This window comes from Vibrio sp. 10N.222.52.C3 (assembly GCF_041474195.1).
In the GTDB taxonomy this organism is placed as follows: Bacteria; Pseudomonadota; Gammaproteobacteria; order Enterobacterales; family Vibrionaceae; genus Vibrio; species Vibrio crassostreae_C.
Map to the genome: position 1 here is coordinate 1 of NZ_JBFRTQ010000105.1, position 18,215 is coordinate 18,215.

12 protein-coding genes are annotated in these 18,215 nt (G+C 44.8%); 5 read left to right on the plus strand and 7 right to left on the minus strand.

The genetic code is table 11. From position 1 onward, the window contains the following. Positions 1 to 29: 29 nt before the first annotated feature. Entirely contained in the window at positions 30 to 1,694 is a 1,665-nt protein-coding gene (locus AB4517_RS16210) for a VRR-NUC domain-containing protein (RefSeq protein WP_372148749.1), read from the minus strand. A 57-nt stretch (positions 1,695 to 1,751) separates the two neighbouring features. Next, positions 1,752 to 2,990: an OFA family MFS transporter gene (locus tag AB4517_RS16215; protein WP_017067032.1), complete on the minus strand. Its 1,239-nt coding sequence runs from the start codon at positions 2,988 to 2,990 to the stop codon at positions 1,752 to 1,754. Between the two features lie 594 nt (positions 2,991 to 3,584). On the opposite strand from AB4517_RS16215, the gene AB4517_RS16220 reads away from it, so the two are divergent. After that, on the plus strand, positions 3,585 to 3,965 hold the full coding sequence (locus AB4517_RS16220) for a hypothetical protein (RefSeq protein WP_017064770.1): 381 nt from the start codon (positions 3,585 to 3,587) through the stop codon (positions 3,963 to 3,965). A gap of 180 nt (positions 3,966 to 4,145) precedes the next feature. Here AB4517_RS16220 and AB4517_RS16225 read toward each other — a convergent pair whose 3' ends face one another. Beyond that, the gene (locus tag AB4517_RS16225; protein WP_017060876.1) at positions 4,146 to 4,490 is read right to left on the minus strand and encodes a YajD family HNH nuclease; all 345 of its coding nucleotides are present in this window, start codon (positions 4,488 to 4,490) and stop codon (positions 4,146 to 4,148) included. Between the two features lie 284 nt (positions 4,491 to 4,774). On the opposite strand from AB4517_RS16225, the gene yghU reads away from it, so the two are divergent. The 3 genes from yghU to AB4517_RS16240 all read left to right on the plus strand — a co-directional run bounded on the left by yghU (position 4,775) and on the right by AB4517_RS16240 (position 10,922). Further along, positions 4,775 to 5,632, plus strand: a complete 858-nt coding sequence (gene yghU / locus AB4517_RS16230) for a glutathione-dependent disulfide-bond oxidoreductase (protein WP_372148752.1) — start codon at positions 4,775 to 4,777, stop codon at positions 5,630 to 5,632. 274 nt (positions 5,633 to 5,906) lie between these two features. Continuing rightward, positions 5,907 to 10,394 carry an SslE/AcfD family lipoprotein zinc metalloprotease gene (locus tag AB4517_RS16235; protein WP_372148754.1) on the plus strand — a complete coding sequence of 1,496 codons (4,488 nt, stop codon included), beginning with the start codon at positions 5,907 to 5,909 and terminating at the stop codon, positions 10,392 to 10,394. 204 nt (positions 10,395 to 10,598) lie between these two features. Next, positions 10,599 to 10,922 carry a DOPA 4,5-dioxygenase family protein gene (locus AB4517_RS16240; protein ID WP_017060873.1) on the plus strand — a complete coding sequence of 108 codons (324 nt, stop codon included), beginning with the start codon at positions 10,599 to 10,601 and terminating at the stop codon, positions 10,920 to 10,922. 165 nt (positions 10,923 to 11,087) lie between these two features. On the opposite strand, the gene fruA is transcribed toward AB4517_RS16240, so the two are convergent. From fruA to fruB, 3 genes are read right to left on the minus strand one after another with little or no spacing between them, the layout of a single operon-like run. Then, complete coding sequence (fruA, locus tag AB4517_RS16245) at positions 11,088 to 12,848, minus strand: PTS fructose transporter subunit IIBC (RefSeq protein WP_372148757.1); 1,761 nt, start codon at positions 12,846 to 12,848, stop codon at positions 11,088 to 11,090. A gap of 15 nt (positions 12,849 to 12,863) precedes the next feature. Then, complete coding sequence (gene pfkB / locus AB4517_RS16250; protein ID WP_017060871.1) at positions 12,864 to 13,841, minus strand: 1-phosphofructokinase; 978 nt, start codon at positions 13,839 to 13,841, stop codon at positions 12,864 to 12,866. Between the two features lie 9 nt (positions 13,842 to 13,850). Beyond that, positions 13,851 to 14,984: a fused PTS fructose transporter subunit IIA/HPr protein gene (gene fruB, locus AB4517_RS16255; protein ID WP_372148760.1), complete on the minus strand. Its 1,134-nt coding sequence runs from the start codon at positions 14,982 to 14,984 to the stop codon at positions 13,851 to 13,853. A 384-nt stretch (positions 14,985 to 15,368) separates the two neighbouring features. On the opposite strand from fruB, the gene cra reads away from it, so the two are divergent. Beyond that, positions 15,369 to 16,373, plus strand: a complete 1,005-nt coding sequence (gene cra, locus AB4517_RS16260) for a catabolite repressor/activator (protein ID WP_372148763.1) — start codon at positions 15,369 to 15,371, stop codon at positions 16,371 to 16,373. Between the two features lie 50 nt (positions 16,374 to 16,423). On the opposite strand, the gene AB4517_RS16265 is transcribed toward cra, so the two are convergent. Beyond that, positions 16,424 to 18,214 carry a protein kinase domain-containing protein gene (locus AB4517_RS16265; protein WP_372148766.1) on the minus strand — a complete coding sequence of 597 codons (1,791 nt, stop codon included), beginning with the start codon at positions 18,212 to 18,214 and terminating at the stop codon, positions 16,424 to 16,426. Position 18,215: the final 1 nt, after the last annotated feature.

Genomic DNA, 18,215 nt, shown 5'->3' on the forward strand with positions numbered 1-18,215 from the left:
GTTAAGAGTTAAGAGTTAAGAGCTAAGACTCATTGATTGACGTAACAAACAGAGAAGGGGGCAGACAATCGCTCAAACTCTTTGATCCAGCGCCACTGGTTGTCTTGAAGTTTATCGCCAGGGCCTTTGACTTCAATCCAATGAAACTCATCGCCCTTGAACGCAATCAAATCCGGCATCCCAGTTCTAAATAGCTTTAAGTCACTCAATATCACTTTGAAGAGGTCTACAACCAAGGCATTTGGAATTGAAGCCATGCCGTGTTCGATGAGTGCCTTAGGAAAATAATTCCAATGAACAAAGGGGTTCGCGATACCTTGCTTTTCATCGTAAGTATCAAGAAAATGGTTCAGCCCATGTTTGGATATCGTCTGAAACACGGCTTCAATCTGTTCGGCTCGCTTGTCTACGAAATCTGAATGGTACAGATCCAATGGTCGATGTTGGTAACGATTGATAAAGGCGCCTTCAACGTCTGCGAAAATGACATCCCAGAAAGCCAAACCAAACAAGCCACACAGAAAACTGTTTTCTGAAAAGTAGACGTCCCAACCTTGGTTCTCAAAATGCTGCTTTACCGCAAGCTCGACTCGAGTTTGGCTGAGGTCTAATTCCAGTTTTAACTCTTTGCAGCTCGGCTTTATGGTTCGTGAAACTTTGTGCCCCTGTTTCCGTAGCAGCCGGTCTTCAAGCTTAATAGCGATTTCCAACTCTGACACATCCGATGGAGTAGCTTTCATTTGCGTGACAATGTCACACATTAAGTCTAGCGTACCTTGCTTATCATAGATGCGTGCAAGTCGTTCTCTGCTCGGAGGAAGTGTAGATTGTCTGAACCAAAAGATAGCTTGGTCGTTTAGATTAAGCCTTTCAAGATCGCGAGCAATATCATTGATCAAACGCGATCGTTTTCTGGCAATACTTCTGTGTTCTGATTCTTCAGGAATCGCATTTAAAAGCAGTTCCAGAAACGCGCCATCTTTGCGGTCACCTTCTGAATACAAGCGTTGAATATCGCGCATCTGGATTAATTGATTGAGCTGATCCCTAGAGGTGAAGAAGCGGTGTTGCTTGCTTAATGGGTAGTTCTCAAAGGTGTTTAGCCCAAGGTCGCTTAACACGAACTGACTTAAGTCTTGATAGGTGTTGGCAAAGAACAGCAACAGTAATACATCAATCACTTGAGATTCGATGACGTAAATACAGTCGAAAGAGAGGTTTTGAAATTGGTCAAAAGGTTGCTGATCAAGCCGTAACAACAGCTCGTCTTTCTTGGCATTTCTATGGCTCTTAAGGGCGGGGAATACACTCAACAGCTCTGGTTTGGTGAGCAAGTGAAACCCGAGCTCGACCTCACTAATGGCGAGGTCATGCTGTTCTTCGGGATGACTCAACCCAATGAAGCCTGAGCTGTTTAGCTCTTGCAGTACGGTCTTTAGATCTGGGATCTCAACATAGTTGAGTTTATCGCTGCGAAACCAACGGCCTTTACGAGAAAGCAAACGAACCATTAGGCATTGGCTTGAAACAGAAAGACGTTTGTATGCGGACAACCAACGACATTCATCATCACTCAGAAGATCGGGGTAGAGCGTTTGAGCGTGTTCAACCAGTCGATTGAAGTTGTCGAGATAATAAGTGGGGGAGAGCTGAAGAGTGGTTTCGGTCGTCAATTGAGAAGTCGCTTGATACAAAAAGAGCCTAACCCTAAGGTTAAGCTCTTCAGTAACAAATTCAATCTTTTCTGTTGATTAAGCTTGTGATGCTTTTAGTTCAGCAACTTTAGCTTCAGAGATTGGTTTAGTGATGATTGCTAGAACAATACACACTGCCATCATAACTGCAGAGATTGTGTAAGCTAGGCCGTAACCTTCGCCGTTTGACATTGAGAAGCCAACAACTGCTGCACCGATAGCGCCGCCGATACCCCATGCCGTGTAAAGCACGCCGTAGTTAGTACCGTAGTTTTTCAGGCCGTAGAACTCAGCAGTTAGTGTTGGGAATACTGCTAGAAGCGTACCGTAACCAACCGCTGCGATAGCCGTACCAATGATTAGCGTGAATTCAGAGTTGAACGTAGCGAATAGAGCCATGTTCGCGCCTTGAAGGATGAACGCTAGAAGTAGAGTACGTACGCCACCGATTTTATCTGCAAGCATACCCGCAGCAACACGGCCGCCTGAGTTGAATACTGCAAGGATAGACGCTAGGTAAACTGCGTTTGGCAGGTTAGCTTGAACGCTAGCAATTGTAGTGATGTTACCGATGATCATTAGACCAACAGATGCAGCGAATGCGTACATGATCCATAGAGAGTAGAACTGAGGAGTCTTCAGCATTACTTTCCAAGTTAGGTCTTCAGTCTTCTTAACCGCTTTAGGAGCTTGGCCTGCTTTTACTTTAGGCTCAGCTGGCGTGTAATCCGCTGGTGGGTTGTTGATTGTTGCTGCTAGAGGTACTGCGATTGCAAGTACACCAACACCAAGAATCATAAAGCTAGTTTGGATACCCATGCTGTCGATTAGCGCAGAAGTTACTGGTGCTAGGTAAATAGCCGCAAGACCGAAGCCTGCTGCGATAAGACCGTTAACCATACCTTTCTTAGAAGAGTGGAACCACTTCATTGCTGATGGAGACAGACATGCGTAACCGAAGCCGATACCTGCACCTGTTATAATACCGAACGTGATGTTCAGCATCATAGGCGTTGTAGCGAAACCAGAAGCAATCATACCTAGGCCTGTAAGCGCTGTACCTAGGATAAGGATCTTACGTGGACCCATACGGTCTTGTAGGATGCCCGCAACAAGAAGACAAACAGAGAATGTGATAGTTGCAATAGCGTAAGGTGAAGATGCTTCAGCAGCACTCCAACCAGCTTCAGTTACTAGCGCTTTGTTAAATACACTCCAAGCATACAGGATGCCAAGACAAAGGTTGATACAGAAGCCTGCTAGCAGGATACGTGTTGCTTTATCAATCTTGCTCATTTTTATTCTCAGTTTTGTCATCGGTTAGTGGAGAGCCACTTAACTAAAGACGGGTTATTGTGATTGTTTCTTCAAAATTAGTTTGCGTTTATCAACAGATAGCGCAAAAGAGCGCGGATTATAACCAATTAAAATGTGATTGGAATCTCTTTTTCCATTTTTGGTAAATTAAATTCAATTTGTTAATGAGTTGTTTTTCATTGGTTTTTGAAATGTTTTTAACACCTCTCTATTTTGTTCTTTTTCGCTCTGTCTTCTTATTATTTCAGGGATTTTGAGGTGATGGTTTTTGAATAGACGCGTATTGAGTGCGGATATCACAGAGTTACAAATAATTTTAATTAATTTCCAAGGTTAAATTTGTGTAACAAAATAAATCGTAACAGCGCTTTGTTCATATGAGACAAGGAGTAACGGAGTTTTATTAAAAACAGAATGTTAAGCAATTGTTAAGGGTGATTTTTGTTAGTACTTTTGCTTACATTTTGTTCGATTGGAGGGGTTGTGTTGTCCGTAAAAAGTGGGAAAATAGTATGCAAACTGAGATTCCAAATTTGAAAGGATGCGTTTCCAACTTATGGTGAGGCGAGTATTATGAAACTGTTTTTAATTTTATTGATGTCAATTTCTGGTGGTGTAGCGGCAGCTGACCATATTCACTCTTTCCTATTCGGCTTCTATGTTGCGGCTCTAGCAGTTGGTAGTTGCTACTGGCTTGCATTCCGCAGTACGCGTTTCCCACAGTTGGCATTAGTGCTATTGATGTGTGGCTTTTTTGCGAAAATTGCAGTGACTGTTATCGGTGTTTCTTGGGGTATCTCGAACGATATCATTCAATCGCCGTTCATTTTCTCATTGTCATACCTGTTCTTCTTAGTGGTTGTGTCTTACGTTTGGTTTGCATACCGCGATAAATTGACGCTAAAACAACGCGCTAAGAAGGTAGAAGAGTCTCGCAAGCAAGCGGCAGCATAATTCGATTTGATTCTTAAAAAGCCTTCTTCGGAAGGCTTTTTTGATCCTGCCTACCTGAACTCTATTATTTGGTTATGACGGCAGATAAAAGAAACCCCAGTATGGTGACATACTGGGGTTACTTGTTATGTATCTATTATCTAGCAGTTACCATCTACCAAAGACTACTCTGAAGGTGTGTTATTTCTTCATCATCTTAGCGAGATCGGCGAACGGGTTGTGTGTCGCTGACTGATGATCATCTAAACTCGCTTTTGCATCCACACCATAACGCTCATGGTCAGTGTATTTTGAATGCTCATGATCGTGACAGTACAGGCACAGTAGCTCCCAGTTGCTGCCATCTTCAGGGTTGTTTGTATGGTCGTGATCCACGTGGTGAACGGTAAGCTCTCGGAGGTTTGAGTAAACAAATTCGCGCGCACATTTACCACAAACCCAAGGGTACAGTTTTAGTGCTTTTTCGCGGTAGCCTTTCTCTTGGCGAGCATACGCTGCACTCGAACCTGTGAAATCAGAAGACATTGCCAAATCCTTATCAATTGTAATACCCCGATTTTATCACAGCTTTCTTGAAGCTGTCGGTATGTCGTTCGTAAAATCATTGCTAAATGATGCAGTGGACTTATCGATATTAGATTGAAGTTTGAATACAGACTTACCTTCTACACACTAACGCTTAAGCGGGTTATGTCTTTCTGGAATAAGCCATGCTTAACAGTTTGAAAATAAATCGTATTCAGGGGTTTTAACCGCAGGCATGTGACCTAATATCAGTTTGTGAGACCCTATATTAATAAGGAAATATCATGTCAGAACAATACACTCCGCCAAAAGTTTGGGTTAACGATACTGCTGGTGGTAACAAGTGGGCAAACATCAATAGTCCTGAATCTGGAGCTCGCTTTGATAAAGAGCTTCCTGTTGGTGACCATGCTTTTCAATTGTATTCTCTTGGCACACCTAACGGTCAAAAAGTCACTATCTTGCTGGAAGAGTTGTTAGCGGCGGGTGTTAAAGAAGCTGAATATGATGCGTACTTGATCAACATTGGTGAGGCTGATCAGTTCTCTTCTGGCTTTGTTGGCGTGAATCCAAACTCCAAAATACCAGCACTTGTCGACAAGTCTGGTGACGAAGACGTGAATGTATTCGAATCGGCATCTATCTTGATGCATCTAGCAGAAAAATTTGGTCACTTCTTACCAAAAAAAGGGGCAGCAAGAACGCAAACCATTAACTGGTTGTTCTGGGCACAAGGCTCGGCACCATTCCTAGGCGGTGGTTTCGGCCACTTCTACGCTTACGCGGATGAAAAGCAAGAGTACCCAATTAACCGCTTCGCAATGGAAGCTAAGCGTCAACTAGATGTGTTAGACAAGCAACTTGCTAACAGCACTTTCGTTGCGGGTGAAGAGCTGTCTATTGCAGATATCGCGATTTGGCCTTGGTACGGTAACTTAGTACTTGGCAAAATTTACGACGCAGCCGAATTTCTACAAGTTGAGTTTTACACCAACGTTGTGCGCTGGGCGAAGCAGCTAGAAGCGCGTGAAGGTTTCCAACGCGGCCGAGTGGTTAATCGTTCATTTGGCGAAGAGTGGGAGCAAGTACCAGAGCGCCATTCTGCAGAAGACATTGACCGAGTTTTAAAGCTTAAGCCTTAGTTCTTTTTTGAACGTGTTTTTGGCAGATATACCCTATCGGTCTTAATGTTAATGGCTAATTGAAACGCCATATCTCAATCGAGATATGGCGTTTTTCCGTTTTAAGGTAGGGAGAGGTTTTGTAATTGGAATGAGAGTCTCAATTATCATTTTTTTTCTTATTCAATCGCTTATGAGTAATGGTCTTTGTGGTTAAGACAAAAAACAATAGTCATCGAGGTGGAGTAAATCTATAAGATAACGGTCCACTTTAAATTACGACTAACTTCGCTCAATGAAAAAAAACTTAATTGCGTTGGCTATCATATCCACGGCTCTTTTAGGGTGTAATCACGACTCACTAAGCTATAGTGGTGGCCCTGATACGGCTCCTCCAACAGATATTGTACCACCAACGGACATTCTTCCTCCGACAGATATTGTTCCACCAACGGATATTCTTCCGCCGACTGATATTATTCCACCAACAGATATTATTCCCCCAACAACTTACATCGGTTCACTGTTGTCGAGCGGGGCGTTTGTTTCTGGAGATGTGTACTGTGACGGCATTCATCTTGAAAACGGAACGTTCAGTGTAAAACAAGGCGTGAGTTTTAGTTGTACCTTGGGTCACCTTACTTTAGGTGATTTCACGGCTCCTTTCCCCGAAGTCACAGAAAGCACGATTTCAAATGATGCGCTTCATGCGGCATTTGAGTTGACAGAATTACATGGAGACAACGTTACCAAGGTACTCGAATCAATTGATGTTTGTGAGACTGAAAGTGCTATCTGTCTAAAAGAGCTGGATGCTTTTGATATTGAGGATGTGTTCTCGCAGCTTGATGATCAAGATGCTGTCGATGCGTACTTTTCATCGAAAGAAGAAGAGTCTACAGATGAAGTAGGTAAGGCTCCTAGTTCACACGTAGACACAACAGTTGTTCCTGCGGTTGACCCTAATGCGGACAATAACCTTAACGCTGGTTTTGTTTCTGCAGACGCAGAGTCTACCTATGCTTATAAGCCAAGTGTTGAAGGTAAGGTGTTAACTCGCAGTAAGCTTACAGACGCTAATGGTAAAGCGATTTCTGGGATCAGTTTCTTTTCGGCTAACGCGACGGGCGTGACGGATGAAGAGGGAATCTTTGAGTACCTGTGGGGCGACAGAATCGTTTTTGGTATTGATACGTTTGAGTTTGGCTCCATTACGGGTAATCAGATTGCTTATAAATTGTCTGATGTGACCAATAATGTGGTTGAGAAAGCGAATATCCAGTCATTACTAGAGCGCTACGCGCTTGATCATGTAAGTCATTATGAGATATCTGAAGAAGTCCAAGGTACCTTTTCAAAGTACCCTAACGTTATAAATGAACTGATCAACCTAACTCTGCCAAATGGGGGATTAATAGAGGGTACAGACTTTGAACTTCCTAATGAGTTTGTTGGTCAGTTTAGCCAAGGGTTAACGGCAGTAATCGATGAGCAGCTGCGCCAAACGCCTCAGTTTATGGATTATGTTCGTCAACCTGCCGTTTTATCTATGGATTCTGGTCAGTATGTTACGGAGTCTCTGCAGCAAATCTTCCACAACGTCACCACATTCCATGTTTTCAATGACAATGGTAGTTTTTACGGTGCGACGGGGTATACCCGTGGTATGCGAGCTCTGAACATATCGAACAGAGCATTCCCTGTGATGATGCCAAGAACTGATAAAAACCGTCAGCTTTATTTTGGTGAGAAGCAGGCTTGGACCCGTGAAGGCAAACCTTACATCGCACAACACCCAAGTATCTCGATGCCTCCGATTCCTTTAGTCTCTGAAGACAACGCGACTTATGGTTTCCCATTCGTTACTGCAGGCGAGATAGGCAAAGGTAAGGTCGTGTTCATGGGCAATGGCTTATATCCAAGTATTCTGTCATGCCCAGAGAATTATTGGGCTAATCGCACATTACATATCGACAGCAACAAACAACAGTGCACTGTTTCGAAGTTTGAAAACCTACTACATGATGACCAAGGCAGCATGAGGTTGTTTTTCTCGAACTTGTTTGAGTGGTTCAATAATGGTTTGCCTATTGCTGGGATGAATGCAGTGACCAATATTGACCAAGCCTATTCGGCTTATCACCACTCCACAATGGGTAAGCAGTACACGTTTTTTGTTAGTCCTCAGTATGGTTTTGCGTCAGTAGAAAAGCGTGGTTCAGGTGACTTTGATGATTTGGATGCGAGTAATACGCCGATTTTGATCCTTCAGGCATACCCACCTAAGTTGGTTCAAGATGGCATGACTAACCAGTTTGTTGCTGACTTGGATAACCCGAACTTAAACCAAGACGATATTACGGCTCTTATTAACTATGTTAATGACGGTGGCAATATCTTGTTTATGGATGCGATTCAAACGACTAATCCTGAACCTGTTGGACGCTTGGCAGATGCCGTAGGTGTATCTCTTGGTGGTGAAAACGTTACCCCGACAAACCAAGCTTTCTGCGGTAGCTCTTATTACTGCCAAGCACCTTATCCTAATCTTCACGTGAAGAGTCAAAAGGAAATGGTGGTTCTTGAGCGTTTTCAAGATAACCAAGGAGAGCCTCCATTCACGGTAAATCAAGATGGTACGGTTGAGTGGATCAAAGATGAGTCCAAGATTAAGTTTGAGATCCCGACTTATGAGGTTACTAAGTTAGACGCTGAAGGGAAGCCAGTGCTTGATGCGTCTGGTGTAACAGTAATGGAGAAAAAATCCGCACGTATCTTTGTTGAATCGGCAGAAGAGCGTGAAGCGGCGATCAAAGAACTGCAATCTGCTTTTGTTGGAACTGATCTTTGTACAAACGATTATGAATATGAATTTAACTGTATTGAGACTCGTTCTGGAGACGGTGTTACTGTTCGTGGTGCTTATCATCGCGCAGACTTTGATCGCTATGAAGTAAGTGAAGCTGTTGTTGGTAGCATGGTTAAAGCGGCGAACTTGGGCACTAACTTTACGGCGCTTTATGAGCATGAAATTTACTATAGAACAAAAGGTACTCAAGGTAAGCGTCTGTCTAACAGCGAATTGAATCAAGCGTTTGATAACCTGTCTGTTTGGATGTGGAATGACAACGCATACCATTTTGAAACAGAAATACAAGATGAGTTGGGGTTCAAGCAGGCTGTTCAGTTCCTTAACTGTTATACCGAAGACTTACATCAAACAGACACAATGGATGCACAGTGTCCTGTTGACCTAAAAGCGTCGTTAGTCGCTAATGGAATGATTCATGGCGAAGGTGAGTTATCTGGGCAGTTGAATCCTAGCTATCCATTAAATTACATGGAGAAACCTCTGACTCGTATTATGTTGGGGCGCTCATTCTGGGATCATGAAATCGTTGTTGATACCACAATGTATCCGGGTCGAACTTCGGGGGCATCTTCGTCAAGTACGGTAATGGTTCAGACCAACGGTAAAGCGGTGACGTATTCGGCAGGAAACAATCAATCGACAGGTCTGTGGGCACCTCAATTACAAGAAGTAACTATTCAAGATGGCGTGGCAGCTACGATTACTGTGATGATCGCGGATGATCTTACAGGTAAGCCGAATCACGAAACGAGTTTGAAACGCCCTCCACGTATGCAAACCAGCTTTGACTACAATGGTTCGAGCTTAACTTTCAAGGTTCCATATGGTGGCCTTATTTACATTCAACCGAAAGTAAAAGAGCTTGGTGAAGTCTCGTTTAGCATTGATGGCGCGTTAAAAGCGGCTTGGTGGAAAGAGGGACAGTGGATTAACACTATTCAATCGGCAGACGCACCAATTGCAGAAATCGATACGGGTTCATTTATTTACACTACACCAATCAGGAATCTAGAATCCGCTGATTTGAACCAATTCGCAACAGATATGAATCGATTCGCTGAAGCGGCAAGTGACTTCTACGGGCGTGATGAGAAACAAAGCACTGGTTTACACCGTAGGTTCACTTATCCAGAACTGAATGCGTTCCGCCATCGTTTTGTGAATGACGTGCAGATTTCGATTGGCGCTGCTCACTCTGGCTACCCAGTGATGAATTCAAGCTTTAACGCAAATCGGACATACATTCCAACCAACCCTGTGAACGATTGGTTGTTGTGGCATGAAGTTGGTCACAACTTAGCATCAGCTCCTTTCCTTGCGGCTGGTAGTACAGAAGTGACCAATAACCTTCTTGCGTTGTATATGCAGGAGTTAGAGGGGCGCAATGCAAACCCTGAAATGGATCGTATTAAATCGGATATTAAGAAAGCACCTAAATGGCTAGAGCTTAATAATGAACATGCGTGGTCACATGGTGATGCAGGTTTACGATTAGTTATGTTTGGTCAGCTAAAAATCTGGGCAAAATCGAACTTTGCAATTGATGATTGGTATACACGCGGCGCAAGCCAATCTGATGTGTATGGTGAAGATGAAGGCTGGAACATGTTCAAACTTATGCACCGTAAAGCTCGAGGTGATAGAGAAGGCGACTCGAATACGAACTATTGTAGTGCTAGCGAGACTGGGCTTTCTGGTGGAGACCTAATGATGGTGTGCGCTTCTTATGTTTCAAACTATGACTTAAGTGACTTCTTTGAAGTTTGGAACGTGGGCGAAACGTCCATGACTAATACTGATGGCACGAAGTCTTATAGTGGCGGAATTAGCTCTAAAGGTCTTAGTGCGGTTGAACAATTAAAACTAGAGAAACCAAACAACAGTCCTTTGAATGTTGATTCAATTTACTAACGCTAATTATTGCTAAAGCATTTTATAGCTTAAAAACAAACGCCACACTGAAACTACGTGTGGCGTTTTTGTTGGAATGCTCTAGAAATTTCAGCTAGATCAGTCTTCTACATGATGTTTAATACTTCGGCTGCCATTGGTTGACTGTCCTTGCTAGAGAAAGCCGGTTAAACTGTTCGCATCATAATTCTAAAGGATGGTGCCATGTACCACGGTCATATCTATTTCCCTCTGCGATTTGCAGAGCAAGCAGAAACACTGCGTCAGAAAATTTTAGCGGAACGTAAAGATGTATTAGAGGTTTTCCCATTAATACAGCGTTTGGTTGGTCCACATAAGATGCCAATGTTTGAGATTCACTTTGCGAACAAAGAGTCGGGCATTGTTGAATGGCTTGAGCAAGAACGCGGTGATATGTCGGTGCTTATTCACCCTGTAACTGGCGGTGAAGAAACTTTGGATCACACAGTACGAGCGATCTGGCTTGGTCGTGAATTGGGTGTCTTTGAAGAAACGCTTACTAGCTAATCAAATATACCAATATTGCACTTAACTCATTCCGACCGGAAAATACATGAACAATAAAAAGGCTCCTCAAATGAGGAGCCTTTGTTTTAAGGAGCCGTTTTACCAAGAAACCGGTTATCAAGAGCCTCTGGTTATCGGGCTGAACCGTTAACCAGAGTAGGGGGATTAAGCCTCTGCAGTTACCTTAGAGTCACTCATCTTTTTAAGAGCCGCGTAACCAAAGCCTGTTACCGCTGTACCTGCTGCAATCGCCAATAGGTACATTAGAACTGGAGAGATAGCACCAGGAATCAGTAGTACGAATAGACCGCCGTGTGGAGCCATTAGCTGAGCACCAAACATCATTGATAGAGCGCCAGTTAGTGCGCCACCTGCCATACAAGCTGGGATAACACGCATTGGATCTTTCGCTGCGAATGGGATTGCACCTTCAGAGATGAAACATAGGCCAAGAACGAATGATGCTTTACCTGCTTCACGCTCGCCTGCTTCAAACTTGTCTTTCACTAGGAAAGTCGCAAGGCCCATACCTAGAGCTGGAACCATACCTGCTGCCATGATTGCAGCCATTGGTGCGTAAGTTTGCGAAGCCAGTAGACCAACACCGAATGTGTAAGCGGCTTTGTTTACCGGACCACCAAGGTCGAAACACATCATTGCGCCTAGAATCACACCTAGAAGAATCGCATTAGACGTACCCATGTTGTTTAGGAAGTCTGTCATTGCGCTCATTACGCCAGAAACAGGACCACCTACGATGTAAACCATCACAAGACCAGTGAACAAACTCGCGATAAACGGAATGATCAGGATAGGCTTGAGGGCTTCCATGGATTGTGGAAGTTGAACCTTGTCGGCAATGAATTTCGCTGCGTAACCGGCAATGAAACCTGCTGCGATACCACCTAGGAAACCTGCGCCCGTTGAGCTAGCCAACATACCGCCGATTAGACCTGGAGCCAGACCTGGACGGTCAGCAATCGAGAATGCAATGAAACCAGCAAGAACAGGAATCATCAGTGCGAATGCAGAACCACCACCGATAGTCATCAGTGCTGCTGCTAACGTGCCTTCTTCTTTAAACGCTTCGATACCGAATACGAAAGAGAGTGCAATGATCAAACCACCCGCAACCACCACAGGAAGCATGTGTGAAACACCTGTCATTAGGTGCTTGTACACGCCTTTCTTCTCGTCAGCAGGCGCTGAATTTGAAGAAGCAGTGTGTTGGTATGGTTTAGCTTCTGCGAATGCTTTTTCCATCTCTTGCTTTGTTTTCTTAAGCGCAGGACCCGTTGTCGTTTTGTATAGCGCTTTGCCGTTAAAACGATCCAGAGGAACGTCGATGTCAGCTGCGATGATAACAAGATCAGCGTCTGCGATTTCTTGGTCAGTCAGTTGGTTTTTCGCACCTACAGAGCCGCGAGTTTCCACTTTGATTTGGTGACCTAGGCGTTTGCCTTCTGCTTCAAGCGCTTCAGCTGCCATAAAGGTATGTGCAACACCCGTTGGGCAAGCCGTAATCGCTACGATCTTCTTGCTGCCTGTGCTTGCTGTTGTAGAAGAGTTTGGAGAGGTACCGGTCACTTCAACAGTGCTTTCAACTTGAGAAGCGTCTAGTACTGTTGCTTCTACTACCGCTTTCTCTAGAAATGCTTTTGCATCCGCAGTGCATTCCGAGATAGCTGCTTGGTACACTTTCTTGCCGACAAAGCGCGCTTTATCAACGTTGGTGTTGGCTGCGATAACCACAACGTCGCTGCTGTCGATAGCGTCTTGCGATACAGTTGAATCAGGTAACACGCTTGATTGACATTCAATAGCAGCGTTCCAACCTAGTGCTTTTGTCGCTTGCTCTAACAAGCCCGCGGCGATGATGCTGTTTGCTACGCCACTTGGGCAAGCTGTGATAATGGTAATATTCATAATAAACCTTTTGTCCTATTTGCTTGTGTCTAACTGGCTAGTTGGAGCACTAAGCGCCTGTAATTGGATATTTTGTAGTACTGAATCCAGCTCTTGTTGGCTGGTGATGCCCACGCCTACCTGTGAAACTGCTAGAGCAGATAGGGCGGTTGCGAATTTAATAAGTTCTGGTTTTGGCATCTGTTGCATTTGACCCCAACATAGACCAGCAACCAATGTGTCACCTGCGCCTACCGTGCTTACTACTTGCATGCGCGGTGGTTGAGCATGTAACCATTCACCTTGGTTAAGCCACATCACGCCTTCAGCGCCAAGTGATACCACGATATTCTCGATGCCTTTTTCACTTAGGGCTTGGCCCGCGTGTTGGCATTGGTCACGAGTTGTCAGCTCTGCATTGAACAGCTGAGACAGCTCTTCATCGTTTGGTTTGATTAACCATGGTTGTGCATTGATACCGGCTTTAAGTGCGTCACGGCTGCTATCAAATAGCACCTTCTTACCTAAATCGTGTAAGCGTTGAACCCAAGAAGCGCAAAGCTCAGGAGAGATACCTTGTGGCAAGCTGCCTGCAATGACGAAATAATCGTGCGTTTCAGCAAGTTCTAATAGGGTTTCTTCGAACGCTTTAATCGCGTCAGCATCAACAGGAACACCTGGGAAGTTGATGTCGCTTACTTGGCCTGAATTCTCTACCAATTTCACGTTAATGCGAGTTGCGCCATCAACACGGATGAAGCGGTCAGTTGCACCCATCTCTTCAAACAGTTGGCAGAACGCTTCTTCGTTATTGCGACCAAGGAAACCTGTTACGGTCACTTTCGCGCCAAGCTCTGAAAGAACTTTTGCGACGTTTACGCCTTTGCCCGCTGCATGCAGAGAGCCTTTGTTTACTAGGCTAACTGAACCTACATTTAGTGCGTCGATAGCGCCTGTCAGGTCTAGAGCAGGGTTAAGCGTTACGGTAACGGCTTTGATTTGTTTATCAGACATATCGACTCCTTAACCTTCGCCAAGGCCTGAAGCGATAGCTTTACCAATCGATTCAAGTGCTTGTGCTGCATCGTCACCTTCAGCAACAAACTGAAGCTGGTGGCCGTGTTTAACGCCAAGTGCGATGACTTTCATCAAGCTCTTCGCGTTCACTTCTTTTCCGTCGCCATCTAGGTTTGAAACGCGGATTGTTGATTCGAATTTCTTCGCTTCAGCAACCAACATTGCACCTGGACGAGCGTGTAGGCCGTGTGCGTTTTTGATTTTGAAGACTGCGCAGTTGTCGTCGTCTTGAGACGCTGTAGAAACCGCTTCACCTTTTAGAAGGCCAATCACTTGCGCTGCGTCAGCGGCTAACAGTTGTTGCTGTTTACCTTCAAAAACCATCTTGCTTAGGTTTGCCAGAATAGATTGGTGCGCGCTGTTACAAGCGGCGAATGCTACCAATGCTTTAACTGGTGTGCCTTCGTATTCACAATGGTTCGCTGTTGAAACGAAAGATACGCCAGTGCGAGTTACACCTTTGTCGCTGCCCAACAACCACAGGCCTTGGCCTAGGTGAGTTGGTGTTTTCGTTACTAGGTCAGCAACGAATGCGTTGTCTGTGCAACCTGTGTTCTTAAGTAGGCCACCCGCAACGGCAGACATTTGAATCATGTCGCTTGCAGGGAACAGTAGCTGAACTAAAGAAGCGTCTAGGTCGGCTTCAAGCTGAACTTCGCCGTTAAGTAGGGCGATGATTTCGTCTTCTGATTTCGCTTGTTTTAATTTCTCTTCAACACCGTCAGCCGCTAGAACCTTAGTTAGTTGCTTAAGGATGCCTAAGTGCTCGTCAGATTTCGCTGCAATACCAATTGCTACGTAAACACGGTTGCCGTCTGCCCAATCAATACCTTCAGGGAAGTGGTGTACTGCAACGCCTGTCTCTTTTACTAGGCTACGCGTGTCAGTGGTGCCGTGAGGAATCGCGATGCCGTTGCCTAGGAACGTAGAGTTCTGGTTTTCACGGTTCAGCATTCCTTCAACGTAGCCAGAGTCCACTAAGCCCTTCGCGGTTAGGTCGCCAGCAATGTTCTGGATAGCTTTGAATTTGTCATCGGCCGTTTGACCAAGAGTGATGTCAGATTTTGATAATTTAAGCATGGTGCCTCTTTAGCGTATCGCTTGAGAATTTGTGTATCGCTACGATTCAGTCTAGAGCAAGATTCATGGAGCTCAATTCTTTGCTTACTCTTTGTTTTATCTTAGCTGAATCGGTTCAGCATTCAGTGTAAAAAAATTCAGCAAAGCCAATTCTGTTAACCAAAATAGTTTTGCTGCGTGTCGTAATTTCCGTTTCATTCATAACGAGAAGTTGAATCACGACAAATGACGCTCAATCCATTCAAAAGGATGATTGAAGTCACTTTTCAGATTTTGCTGAATCCTTTCAGCTTTTATACTGAATCGATTCAGCATATAATTCAACTAATCCAAGGATCAGAAGATTGGTTATATGATCCTACGCACAAAATACAGGTCACCCATATGACACTAGATGAGATTGCCAAACTAGCCGGTGTGTCGAAAACCACGGCCAGCTATGTGATTAATGGAAAGGCGCAGAAATACAGAATCAGTGAGAAGACTCAGCAGAAAGTAATGGCGGTTGTCGACCAGTATAACTACCGCCCAGACCATGCTGCTTCGTCGCTGCGTGCTGGGAATAGCCGTTCATTTGGTTTGATTATTCCTGACCTGGAAAACAGCAGTTACGCGCGTTTAGCAAAATTGATAGAGCAGAACTCACGTAAAGTGGGCTATCAAATCCTGATTGGTTGTTCTGATGATGACGCCGAAACTGAACGCAAAGTAGCGGAAGCGTTGGTGAGCCGTCGTATTGATGCTTTGCTGGTGGCGAGCTCTATGCCAGACGCTAACGAGTTTTACTTGAAGCTGCAAAACTCTGGCACACCCGTAATCGCGATTGACCGTCCGTTAGACGATGAACATTTTGCTTGCGTGATCAGTGAGGACTTTGAAGCCGCGTTTGAACTGACGCATTCAATCCTTGATGACAGTATTCACAGTGTTGGTTTGATTGGTGCACTGCCTGATCTGAACATTTCACGTGAACGTCAGTTGGGTTTTGAAGCGGCGAATAAAGCACATACTCAACAAACAGGGTTAACCGAAAACAAGCCGATGGTTGTCGGTTATGGCGAGCACTTTGACCGAGAATCAGGGCGTGAGATTTTTGAAGAGTGGATTGCTAAAGGCACAGTACCTGATGCGATTGTCACTATGTCTTATACCTTACTAGAAGGTGTGTTGGATGTGATGGTCGAAAAGCCAGAGCTGATCAGCCAAGTAAAGCTGGCAACCTTTGGTGATAACCGTTTATTGGATTTCTTACCTTTTAAAGTCCATTCATTGCCACAGCAATTCGAAGTGATTGCAGACAGCGCCTTTGCACTTGCTTTGAACGCGTCTGCTAAACGTTACCAAGCGGGTATTGAGTTAGTACCAAGAAGCTTAGTAAAGCGTGGCTAGCTCGAATTTTACGCTTAGCTAGAAGCCTCGCGTTTAGCTCGAACCTGTAATTAACTCGAACTCAGTAATAAGCCCATTTCTACAATGGCAACAATGCCGAGCAACAAAGCCAACACTTTCCAAAACTGGATTGGGTTTCGGTTTATCAAAGGTTGCTTGGCTTTGCTTTTCACCAAGCTTTGGTTTGGTGTGTAAAGGTCTGCGACAAAATCCCCTAACACTTGATGACGTTCGCTTGGCGATTCCGCGCAGGCTTTTTGTAACACTAAATCCACCCAACTTGGTAAGTCCGCTCGTTTCTGAGTTATGGGTTGGTATTCCCATTGATGGTGGCGAGATTGTTTAAGCGATTGGGCAGTCATTTCAGAGTAGGGCAATGCACCGGTTAGCATCTCATAGCCGATCACAGCGATAGAGAACAGATCTGAGCTGGTGGTCGCGCTGTTGTGCTTGATGGTCTCTGGCGCTATGTAATTGACCGCGCCTAATGGTGTGTCGTCTTTGTCGGTGAGCTCTCCCTCTTCAAGGCCTCTCACTAACACCGCACCAAGGTCGATGATTTTTACCTCACCATCACGTTGAATCATGATGTTTTCCGGTTTTAAGTCTCGGTGCACCATGTCTGCACGTTGTAATACTCGAATGCCTTGTGTGATTTTTTCTAGTATGTCGCGCACTTCATTGAGTGACGGCTTTGGATTGTCGTACATCCATTGTCTTAGGGTGATGCCTTCTACCCATTCGCAGATTTGATATAAGAATTGCGAGTTCTCTGGCGTCGGGTAAACCTTCATTACTCTCTTATTTTTCAGCAAGATCCCCGCCCATTGTTCATTAAAGAAAGCTCGAAGTTGCGAAGGGCTATCGTGATATTGAACGGAAGGGACTTTCAGCACGAACTCGGTTTGTGTATCTTTCTGTATTACACGATACACATGGCTTCTTGACCCTGCATACAACACCTCAAGTACCATGAAGTTGTCGATACTTTGCCCGAGCTTTAAAGCGGGTGGGATAGCACGTTTAGCCAGCTTCTCATGGAACTCAATCAGCGAAGGTTTAGGCAGATGGCTGACTTGCACAATCAAGCAGCTCACGTTGTCCGAGCTATTGTGGCTTAAAGCCGTGTTACAGATGGTTTGTGCCGCGTATTCGAAATCCGCTCCGGGTTTGTCGATGTGTTCCTTGAAGGTGTTGGGAGAGACAAACTCGTGCACGCCATCAGATGTCAGGATAAAGCAGTCGTTTTTCTTTATAGGTAGGGTTTGATAGTCAACGTTGAGTTGGTTGTCCATGCCTAAGGCGCGTGTTAGATAATGCTTCTGTCCCATATTTTTACGCGTGTGGTCGCGGGTCAGTTGGCGTAATTCTCCATCTCTTAGTAAGTAGATACGGCTGTCGCCCACGTGGAAGATATGCGCGGTGTTTGATTTGAGTATCACGCTGCTGAACGTCGAAACGAGGGCATTGTGGTTCACTTGTTGTGCGGGATGAATATTAGAAACAGACGTGTTGAAGAGCCAAGAATTGAGGGACGTTAAGACCTTTTGCGCCGAACGTTGGATGCTCCAGCTTTGGGGAGTTGCGTAATAGTCGTCGATAAACTGCATCACGCTGGTGTGACTGGCTTTCTGGCCGTGTTCACTGCAACTTGCGCCGTCTGCTATGCAGGCAACACTGCCTTTCAACTCTTGCTCTGCGCGAGTTTTTGGGTGTTTTACAATGATGGCATCTTGGTTTTCATCTCGTACGCCTTGATTCGAATAACCACCAAACTTAAGCGTTAACTGGTTGTTGGATTCTGGCGTGATGACTTGCCCTTGGCTGAATGAAATTGTCATA

Bases quoted from the DNA above. Each gene is read 5' to 3' on its own strand.
- AB4517_RS16215 (WP_017067032.1), bottom strand. From the start codon at position 2,990: ATGAGCAAGATTGATAAAGCAACACGTATCCTGCTAGCAGGCTTCTGT.
- fruB (WP_372148760.1), bottom strand. From the start codon at position 14,984: ATGCTTAAATTATCAAAATCTGACATCACTCTTGGTCAAACGGCCGAT.
- yghU (WP_372148752.1), top strand. From the start codon at position 4,775: ATGTCAGAACAATACACTCCGCCAAAAGTTTGGGTTAACGATACTGCT.
- AB4517_RS16240 (WP_017060873.1), top strand. From the start codon at position 10,599: ATGTACCACGGTCATATCTATTTCCCTCTGCGATTTGCAGAGCAAGCA.
- cra (WP_372148763.1), top strand. From the start codon at position 15,369: ATGACACTAGATGAGATTGCCAAACTAGCCGGTGTGTCGAAAACCACG.
- AB4517_RS16220 (WP_017064770.1), top strand. From the start codon at position 3,585: ATGAAACTGTTTTTAATTTTATTGATGTCAATTTCTGGTGGTGTAGCG.
- AB4517_RS16225 (WP_017060876.1), bottom strand. From the start codon at position 4,490: ATGTCTTCTGATTTCACAGGTTCGAGTGCAGCGTATGCTCGCCAAGAG.
- AB4517_RS16265 (WP_372148766.1), bottom strand. From the start codon at position 18,214: ATGACAATTTCATTCAGCCAAGGGCAAGTCATCACGCCAGAATCCAAC.
- AB4517_RS16235 (WP_372148754.1), top strand. From the start codon at position 5,907: ATGAAAAAAAACTTAATTGCGTTGGCTATCATATCCACGGCTCTTTTA.
- fruA (WP_372148757.1), bottom strand. From the start codon at position 12,848: ATGAATATTACCATTATCACAGCTTGCCCAAGTGGCGTAGCAAACAGC.
- pfkB (WP_017060871.1), bottom strand. From the start codon at position 13,841: ATGTCTGATAAACAAATCAAAGCCGTTACCGTAACGCTTAACCCTGCT.